The organism is Endozoicomonas sp. SESOKO1, from assembly GCF_024606265.1.
GTDB lineage: Bacteria > Pseudomonadota > Gammaproteobacteria > Pseudomonadales > Endozoicomonadaceae > Endozoicomonas.
The window spans coordinates 1-9,086 of record NZ_JAHHPP010000205.1; the positions used below are offsets into that span (position 1 = coordinate 1).

General features: G+C 50.9%; 8 protein-coding genes. 5 read left to right on the forward strand and 3 right to left on the reverse strand.

Features of this window, described 5'->3' with window-relative positions:
- Positions 1 to 150 precede the first annotated feature (150 nt).
- The 4 genes from KDK13_RS09685 to KDK13_RS09700 all read left to right on the forward strand — a co-directional run bounded on the left by KDK13_RS09685 (position 151) and on the right by KDK13_RS09700 (position 3,045).
- Positions 151 to 480: a helix-turn-helix domain-containing protein gene (locus KDK13_RS09685; protein WP_257284775.1), complete on the forward strand. Its 330-nt coding sequence runs from the start codon at positions 151 to 153 to the stop codon at positions 478 to 480.
- Between the two features lie 16 nt (positions 481 to 496).
- Positions 497 to 625, forward strand: coding sequence for a hypothetical protein (locus KDK13_RS09690; RefSeq protein ID WP_257284776.1), 129 nt, complete (start codon positions 497 to 499; stop codon positions 623 to 625).
- A 125-nt stretch (positions 626 to 750) separates the two neighbouring features.
- A complete protein-coding gene (locus tag KDK13_RS09695; RefSeq protein ID WP_257284777.1) occupies positions 751 to 1,548 on the forward strand; it encodes a type II toxin-antitoxin system HipA family toxin in 798 nt (265 codons plus the stop codon).
- Between the two features lie 243 nt (positions 1,549 to 1,791).
- Positions 1,792 to 3,045 carry an ATP-binding protein gene (locus tag KDK13_RS09700; protein ID WP_257284778.1) on the forward strand — a complete coding sequence of 418 codons (1,254 nt, stop codon included), beginning with the start codon at positions 1,792 to 1,794 and terminating at the stop codon, positions 3,043 to 3,045.
- Positions 3,046 to 3,268: 223 nt separating this feature from the next.
- Here KDK13_RS09700 and KDK13_RS09705 read toward each other — a convergent pair whose 3' ends face one another.
- The 3 genes from KDK13_RS09705 to KDK13_RS09715 are packed head-to-tail and all read right to left on the reverse strand — an operon-like array spanning position 3,269 to position 8,110.
- The gene (locus KDK13_RS09705; RefSeq protein WP_257284779.1) at positions 3,269 to 4,831 is read right to left on the reverse strand and encodes an FGGY-family carbohydrate kinase; all 1,563 of its coding nucleotides are present in this window, start codon (positions 4,829 to 4,831) and stop codon (positions 3,269 to 3,271) included.
- 48 nt (positions 4,832 to 4,879) lie between these two features.
- Complete coding sequence (locus tag KDK13_RS09710) at positions 4,880 to 6,478, reverse strand: glycerol-3-phosphate dehydrogenase/oxidase (RefSeq protein ID WP_257284780.1); 1,599 nt, start codon at positions 6,476 to 6,478, stop codon at positions 4,880 to 4,882.
- A 24-nt stretch (positions 6,479 to 6,502) separates the two neighbouring features.
- Positions 6,503 to 8,110, reverse strand: coding sequence for an FAD-binding oxidoreductase (locus KDK13_RS09715; RefSeq protein ID WP_257284781.1), 1,608 nt, complete (start codon positions 8,108 to 8,110; stop codon positions 6,503 to 6,505).
- A gap of 410 nt (positions 8,111 to 8,520) precedes the next feature.
- On the opposite strand from KDK13_RS09715, the gene KDK13_RS09720 reads away from it, so the two are divergent.
- The gene (locus KDK13_RS09720; RefSeq protein ID WP_257284782.1) at positions 8,521 to 8,943 is read left to right on the forward strand and encodes a VanZ family protein; all 423 of its coding nucleotides are present in this window, start codon (positions 8,521 to 8,523) and stop codon (positions 8,941 to 8,943) included.
- The last annotated feature ends 143 nt before the right edge of the window (positions 8,944 to 9,086 follow it).

Sequence of the window (9,086 nt, forward strand, 5' to 3'; positions counted from 1 at the left end):
TCAATGATTAAGTAAGGCCACAGACTGCTGTTTTCAAGGGCTGATGGGTTTTCGGTCAAGCACTATTTATAGTTTATGTCCCATTCAATGAGATTTTATAAAAATGACACTATAATTTCATTTAATTAATATATGTGAAGGTTTAGTTTCATGACTTCTCGCTCTGCTGTTGTTTTTCCCAAGGATCTGCGCCTGCTAAAGACACTGGGCGAGAATATTGCCCTGGCGATGAAACGCCGGAAGATCACCCAAACCCGATTGTCTGAGCGTACAGGTCTGTCTATGCCGACCCTTCGTAATATCACCCGGGGTGAACCCGGTGTTTCCATTGGTCACTACCTGGTAGTGCTTTCAGCACTAGGGTTGGCTGAAGATTTAGCGAAGGTGGCATTGGATGATGAGTTTGGCCGTAAGTTACAGGATATTGAACTGCTATCATCCCGGCGCAAAAATAACGAACGTCATTCAGATTCCTTTTAAAGGGAAGGTGCCAGTTATGAGCAAGTCTGTTTGGGTTTACGCCCATTGGCATTCGATGGAACAGCCCGAACGGGTGGGCATTTTAGAGGTTGATCTGGTTCGGGGTGTAGAAGTTTACCGGTTTGCTTATGCCAAAGCTGGTTAAGTTCACCGTTTGCGGTACAGATAGATCCCCAACTGAAGTTGTTCTCCGGTGATCAGTTCAATAATGATGCGCGAAATTTTCGGGTCTTTCTGGATTCGTGTCCGGACCGCTGGGGGCGTTTACTGATGCAAAGGCGTGAAGCGGTTCTGGCCAGGCAGGAAGGGCGGCGTGTTCAGCGGCTCAATGAATCGGATTACCTGCTGGGTGTGCATGATATCTGTCGTATGGGGGCGCTGCGGTTTAAATTGTCCGACAGTGGTCCTTTTCTTGATAGTAATGAACGGTTGGCAGCCCCACCATTTTCAAGTCTGCGGGAACTTGAGTATGCGGTTAGTCAGATTGAGCTGAACCAGGATTTGGATAACCCGGATTATCTTAAGTGGCTGTTTATGCTGATTTCTCCCGGGTCGTCGTTAGGTGGCGCACGCCCCAAAGCCTGTGTAAGCGATGGCGATGAGCTTTGGCTGGCGAAATTTCCAAGCCATTATGATGGTGATGATGGAGCAAGCTATCTGGAGCTGGCACAGTTTCTTATTGCGCAAGGGGCAAACACACAGGCTGATCTTGCTCAGCTCTGGCGGCGGCTGGCGTTTAATATTCTGGTTTCCAACAGTGATGACCACCTTCGTAATCATGGGTTTATACTGGCGGACAATGCGAGTTCGGGCTGGTTGTTGTCACCGGCTTACGATATTAATGTGATTCAGGGGGCAACGGGTCTGCATCTCAATATTGATGACTATTCCAATGAGTTGAGTCTGGATCTGGCGCTGGAAGTAGCCCCTTATTTTCAATTGTCAGCGACACAGTCCAAAGAGATATTGACAGAGCTGCGTAGTGTGACCGACAACTGGCAACAATACGCGAATGAAATTGGGATTAATCGTCAGGAGCAGCAGTTGCTGGAATTAATACTATTTTGAAACTATATTTTCATTTTGGTTTTAATAAAGAGCTTATAGTTTCATTTACCGGTGCTCTGTGTTGCTGGATTTCCAGTTAGAAGTTTACTTCGTTCATCGTTTTAACAGAGCTTTGCATAGCGTTATCATTCCAGATCAATCATCAGTAAAATCCATTTTAGTCGTACTATAAATCCATAATGGTCGATTTTATAATCCATATTAGTCTAAACTGAAATCCATATTGGTCATGACTGGATTACTATGGATCTCATACCAAGAGCCATTGAGCGTAACTTGCGGGAATGCTTGAAGGATACGCCGGTAGCCATTATCACCGGTCCCCGGCAATCTGGCAAAACGACCCTTGCGCGGCACCTGCTGGAGACACTCAAGCCTGAGGGTTCCGGCAGTTATCTGACCCTGGACGATGAAAATATCCTGACGATTGCCCGCAATGACCCTATCGGTTTGCTGCGTAATCAGCCGCGTCCGGTCATTATTGATGAAATTCAGCGGGCTCCGGAATTGATTCGCACTATCAAACTGCTGGTGGATGAAGATCGTCAACCCGGTGCTTTTATCCTGACCGGCTCCGCCGATCTGATGACGCTGCCGACGCTGGCAGATTCACTGGCTGGCCGGGCAGAATTTATTACCCTGTACCCCTTCAGCCAGAGTGAGTTGAAGCAGAGGTCTGCTGGCGGGCAGGAAGAGCATGATATTATTAGCCAGCTATTGTCTCTGGATTTTACTCCCCCGCCCGGGTCGCTGATTGAGCTTGACCAGGTTATTTCGGCCATAGCTTGTGGTGGCTATCCAGAAGCAATACAACGTTCTTCAAATCGCAGGACACGCTGGTTCAGATCTTATACTGATGCGATTATTCGGCGAGATATCCGAGAAGTTTTTCAGCTGCAAAAGCTAGACGAAATGTCGCAGCTACTTAAATCATTGTCTTCTATTTCTTCTGGGTCGCTGAACTATGCAAGTCTTGGTAAAGCGATAAAGATGGATAGCAAGTCTGTGCAAAAATACGTTGCAGCCCTTGAAAACCTGTATCTGGTAAAGCGAATTCCCGGGTGGCATCGGAATGAGCTCAAGCGGGCAATTAAGCAGGCAAAGGTTCATTTTGTGGACACCGGGCTGCTGTGTTCCCTGAGAGGTATAAATGCAGCAGCTATTAAGGCTGACAGAAATCTTATGGGATCGTTGATGGAAACCTGGGTCTGCTCCGAACTGCTAAAGTCTATCGCCATCAGTGATCAGGACTGCCAGCTTTTTCACTATCGTGACAAGAGTCAGCGGGAAGTGGACTTTATTCTCTCGGGGCATAATGGCCAGGCCACAGGCATTGAGGTCAAGGCAGGCATGACGATCAAAAAAGAGATGTTTGCGACTCTGGAAATGCTCATGGCAACTGGCAGTATTCAGCGGGGGGTAATTGTTTACAACGGTGATAAGGTGCTGCCGTTTTCGGATAGACTGGTGGCTTTGCCGGTAGGGTGTCTGTTTTGAATATAAGTTGTATGTCGTGCAAAAAACAGTGAGAACAAAATCATTGCGAGGCATAAAGAAATCAAAGGATTACAGAATCCGGTGAGAACAAAAATAACCACTTAACCAGTTGATTTTACAGGAATTCTCATTTCGTTCGGGACGAAAGGGGCGGAGGTTTGAACCTTCTCACGTTTCTGTGCCCCACTCCTGCACTCAAGGCTTGCTGCACAGGCAAAAGAAATTATCGCTTCGGATAACCGGTAATATCCCGAATGGATTTATACAACGGCTGCAGTTGTTTATAGAGCTTTTTATAAACCTCGTTGTATAAACGGTCATACAGCTGCACGGTTGGCAGGTCCGGCTCAAACACATCGCCCACCCGGGTCATTTTATCAATGGCTTCGCTGTAGTCTTTATGAATGCCAAGGCCGACACAGCAGTTAATGGCTGCCCCGAGGCCGGAAGCCTCCCAGGTGTGTGGTCGTTCTGCCGGCATACCAAAAATATTGGCGGTCAGTTGCATGGCGGCATCGCTTTGGGAACCACCACCAGAGACCCGTAACCGGGTGATTGGTGTGCCGCTGCGTTTTTCGATCTGCTCCTTACCGGATCGCAGTTCGTAAGCCAGCCCTTCCAGGATCGCACGGTAAATATGCGCCCGTTTGTGAACATCGCCAAAGCCGATAAAGGCACCTTTGCCTTCAGGGCCGGGCTGACGTACGCCGGGTGACCAGTACGGTTGCATCATCAAGCCCATTGAACCGGGAGGCACCTGGGTCAGCAGGGTGTCGAACAGTTGTTCCGGTTCTACACCCAGCGCTTTCGCCTTTCGCTGCTCGGCCTGGGCCAGCTCGTTTTTAAACCAGCTGACCATCCAGAAGCCGCGATATATCATCACTTCAGTGTTGTAACGTTTTGGTATCGCCGCTGTGTAGGGGGGAATAAAGGGAATGGTCTCAACGTATCGGGAGGTTGTTGTGCTGATGGTGGCGGTAGTGCCGAAACTCAAACAGCCAATATGAGGGTCAATGCCGCCAGCACCCAGTACTTCACAGGCCTTGTCCGATGAGGCTGCAATCATCGGTAGCCCCGCAGGCAGACCGGTATGCTCTGCAGCTTCGGTCGTAATATGACCTAACCGCTCTCCGGGTTGCACCAGTTCTGGCAACATATGTCGTCTGGTGGCCAGCAGTTTCCATTTCAGATCGTGCTTGCCAGCCCATTTCTGACGGCGATAGTCATAGGGCAGGTAACCGGCCACTGAACCACAGGCGTCTTTCATTTCGCCAGTCAGTTGATAGGTCAGATAGCCGGATAAATTCACATAGTAACGGGTCTTCTGCCAGATATCGGGCTGATGTTGCATGATCCAGTTATCACGGGCTTTGGCGCGCAGTTCGTCGATAAGGCTGGTCAGGCCGATGGTTTTGATCAGCAGTCCCCAGAGACCACCAACAGGTTTTTCCGGTCCGGCTTTTCGCTGATCCATCCAGACAATGGCAGGTCTCAAGGGTTTTTTATCTTTATCCAGGTTGATCATGGTGTAGCGCTGTGTGGTCAGTGCCATACCTTTGATCTGTCCGGGCGTTACAATGCCCTGGGCCCATAACGCTTTACAGGCTTTGCCAAGCTGCTGCCAATAGTAGTCAGGGTGCTGTTCTGCCCAGCCGGGATGTTGTGAAAAATAGGCTTCCAGCTCAACTTTGCTTTTGGCGATTTCATTACCGGCACTGTCAAATACCAGGGCGCGAATACTCTGTGTGCCATTGTCGATGGCCAGCACATAGTCTGAATTACTCACTACACACTCACTTCTTGTTTCTTATTATCGAGTATCAGGGGTATTGCGCTATTTCGGAATACTGTAATAGGTATTCCAGATGGATCGATACCGGACGACTTCCTGTTGCCACTGCTGCTCACTCCAGCCCAGCTCTTCCTGGCAGATGGCCTTGATTCTGCTTTCAAAAATCAGGCCTCCCTGTTCCAGCAGCAGGCCCAGGCGGGTGCGACGGAGCATGAGATCATCCAGGTGCATAACGGCTTCGTTGCCAGCTGACCAGCGCAACTCCGCCCAAAGGGCGCGGGCACCGGGAATAACGTCCTGTTCACCGGGCCGGGTCTGTGCCAGCACACGATCGGCGTCCATACCGTAATGGCCCCGGATACGTTTCCTTACATAGTCCGGCAGTTGCTTCAACAGTGAACTGTCTGGCTCATACTGAGTAAACATATCCGCGTCGGCATCACTGAAGTCAGTGCCGGGAAGATACTGCTCAGCAGCTTTTAATGCGTCCAGGGCAATTAAACGGAAGGTGGTTAACTTGCCGCCACTGATGGTCACCAGTCCGTTATCGTTCCAGATACTGTGGTCACGTTTTTCTTTCGATGGGTTCAGTGCTCCTGAGCTGACCAGCGGGCGAACACCTGCCCAGGAAGAGATAATATCCTGTTCGGTTAACCCGGCTTTCGGGAACTGGGCGCAGACGGCTTTCATCAGGTATTCCAGTTCATCACGGGTCATGGCCACTTCATGGTTGCCAATATCGCCGTTGTCCAGGTCGGTGGTCCCGACCACGGTTCTGCCTTCCCAGGGGAAAATAAAAATGGGTCGTTTATCATCCGGGTGCATGGCGGTATATGACTGGGCAACCGGCAGTCGCCAGCCAGGCACCACAATATGGCTGCCGCGGGCAGGGCGAATATGTTGCTCTGAGGTCATCTCCCCCCGAAGTTCATCTCCCCAGGCACCTGTGGCATTGATCACTACTCTGGCCTTCACCGGAATTACCTGATTGCTTTCTGCATCCTTCAGTTGTGCTCCCGTCACTTCCCCATGGTTTCTAATCAGGGCATCGACACCCACATAATTTATGGCGGTAGCACCATCTTTCTGAGCTTCCCGCAAAACCCGGATAACCAGGCGTGAGTCATCGGTAATGGCGTCGGCAAACTGGGTGGCACCGAGCAGGTTGTGCGCATTAATGAAAGGACTCAGGTTTTCAATGTCGTGTGATTTATGGAACTTACGGTAACGCTTACCGGCAAAAAAATCATAAATGCGCAGCAGACTGTTAAAGACCAGCGGCCCCGGAAAAGCGCCCTTGTAATGGGCCATCAGATAACCCATTTGATCAACCAGTCCGGGCGCTTCCCTCATCAGTCGTTCCCGTTCGGTTACCGAGTGCATGGTGGTTTTGATATCGCCGGAAGCTATGTAGCGAAGGCCGCCATGGACCATTTTTGATGAACGGCTGGAGGTTCCCCAGGCAAAATCCTGACGATCGACCAACAGAACCTTCAAGCCCCGGCGAGCAGCTTCGCGGGCAATACCGGCACCGGTGATGCCGCCACCGGCGACAACGATATCCCATGTTTCGTCGGCACTGTTTTTTAATGATTCCAGTAATTGATTCCGGTTACCTGCCTGCCAGGATTTCTGCCACATAGGTTGGATACCTGATTGATTCAATTATTCACTGTCCTGGAGTAACACGCCGGGGTTCAGTCGTTTATCCGGGTCAAAGTCATGCACCAGGGTGGCAATCATCCGCATCCCCAGCCCACCTTTTTCCGCCAGCATATAAGGCGTATGGTCGCGACCGGCACCGTGCTGGTGGGAAATGGTGGCATAGCCCCGGGCTATCACTTCAGAGGTTTTGGCCTTCAGTTTTTTCCAGCGTTTCAGGGTGGCTTCGTAGCTGTCAGCGCAGCGGAAAAAGTAGGTGGTATAGATACTCGACCCCTGACCATAGATATGGGAGAGGTGGGTAAATGCCATGACATTTTCCCCCTCATCCGTTAAGGCGTTTTCCAGGCTTGCTTCCATCTGATGCATCAGGTCATCGACATTTTCCCAGTCGGTGGCGGTTTCCAGCGTATCAACTGCGATGCCCCGGGCCCAGGTGGTTTCCCGCAGATAGGGGAACTTGAAACGGCCATGGGCCCAGATGGTACCCATGATGTTGGCCAGTGCCCCACCTACGCCGCCATGCTTTTTCAGAATCTTTCCCAGCTGTTTCAGGGCCACTTTATTTTGGTATTCAGAGCCGGTCACGCCGAAGGTAAGCATGCAACGACTGTCGTCCATCCCACGAAAACGGAGATAGCCATCCAGCAGTTTGAACTGCCTCAGTGAGGTGCCAAGGTGTGCGTGGGCACGGGCCTCTTTAGCGTTGCTGACACGCATCATGGAGAGCGGGATTTTCTGCTGTGCAACTTCCCGGGCGACGGCTTTACCTGCCTGCCAGTTTGGCATAAAGCAGACCATAAACTTCTCTTGTTCTGCTGCACGTTGTACGCGTACCTTCACTTCGGTAAAGATACCCAGGCGGCCTTCGGTGCCCATGGTGAGTTCCCGAATGTCCGGCCCTGCGGAAGAGGCGGGAATCGAAGGGATATCCAGCGTACCCTGCAGGGTTTCCATACGGCCACCGGCAAACATCTGTTCAATGCGACCGTAGCGCAGTGACTGTTGGCCTGATGAGCGGGAGGCGATCCAGCCGCCAATAGTGGAAAGTTCCCAGGATTGGGGGTAGTGCCCCAGGGTATAACCCCGTGCCTGCAGCTGTGCTTCAATCTGTGGCCCGGGAGTCCCTGCGCCGAAGGTGGCAATCTGGCTCTCTTCATTCAGATCCATTAACTGGTTCATATGGCCCATATCAATGGTCAAAATGGCCCTGGCATTTTCCTGAGGCGTGATGTGACCGGCAACGGATGTCCCGCCGCCATAGGGAATCACAATAAAATCATGCTGAACTGCGAGTTCAAGAAGTTCACGGACCTGTGCACTGGTTTCCGGATAAGCGACACCGTCCGGGAAAACCCCGAAGTCACCACTGCGCATGGCCAGCCAGTCCGGAAAACTCTGACCTCGGGCGTGGCGAACACGGTCTTCTGCGGCGGTCACAATCAGAGCATGTTCCGGCAGACGTGATGTCGGTACCTTGGCTATTACGCTGGCAAGGGTGGCATCTTTCAAGGGTGTCGGTTCCCCGATAATACGGCGAATCAATGCATCCCCATGGTCGGATACTTCCTTAACGTAACTCTCATCACCCCAGCCATTCCAGCGGCGCATGGTCTACCCCCGTTCTTTTTATTCTGCTAATACTGATAACTGCCATGTAGAGCCAGAAGGCAGCTAACGCTTATAAACTGACGACGGTGTCTGTTTTTAGAGTTGTTAATGTAGCAAGTTGGGCTGTGATATTTCAACAATCAGGGAGGAGGGGAAAAACCGTATGAATGTTGTTAAGGGTTTGTTCCAGAATAACTTCATTATTTTACTCTGTCTGGTAAAGGTCGTTGGCCGTTGCCCGTTGGCCGTTGCCCGCAAGAGCATAAGTTGTTCCGGTTTTTCGGGCAGCGGGTAGCGTCTGTAGAAATGAAGAAGTTATTTCAGGACAGTTCAGTAGGAGTGTTAAGCGCCATCAACCCTTGCGCCCATTGGCCGATGACCTGTTACAACCTATAACTCAGGGCCATCCAATGAATGATCTGATTACCACGCTTCAGGCAACTCCCCCTTCAACCTGGCAAATCCTGTCTGTTTGTGCCCTGGTGTTTGCCCTGTTTATGTCATTGATACCCGGGAAATGGGATCCCACCCGTTTTATAAATGATAAGGTGAAACATGTGCTCACCTTTATGGTGCTGTCTCTGCTCATCGATCTGGCATTTCCAGCGGCAGGCGTCTGCTGGTGGAAACCGGCAGGACTGATGGCGTTTGGGGTGTTTATCGAGGTCTGTCAGCACATGACCCGTTATCGCCATTTCAGTTTTGGCGATATTCTCGCCAATGGTGTGGGCATCGCCCTTTATATGGGGATCAGCACCGGTATCGGTTCATTGGCCGCTGAGGGTGGCTGCCAGCCCTGGCCTGAATGCATGGGTGTGTTGTTTAACCTTTGACTTCTTTTTTAAACATCTGTGTTGTTGAAGCAAGTTCCGGGTGGAACCTTAGGAATTGTCTTTTAATAAGTTACCGATTTCCGTTCACCCTGAGTGCTGAGCTTGTCGAAGTATCGAAGGGTCGTGCCACCGAACTTCGACAA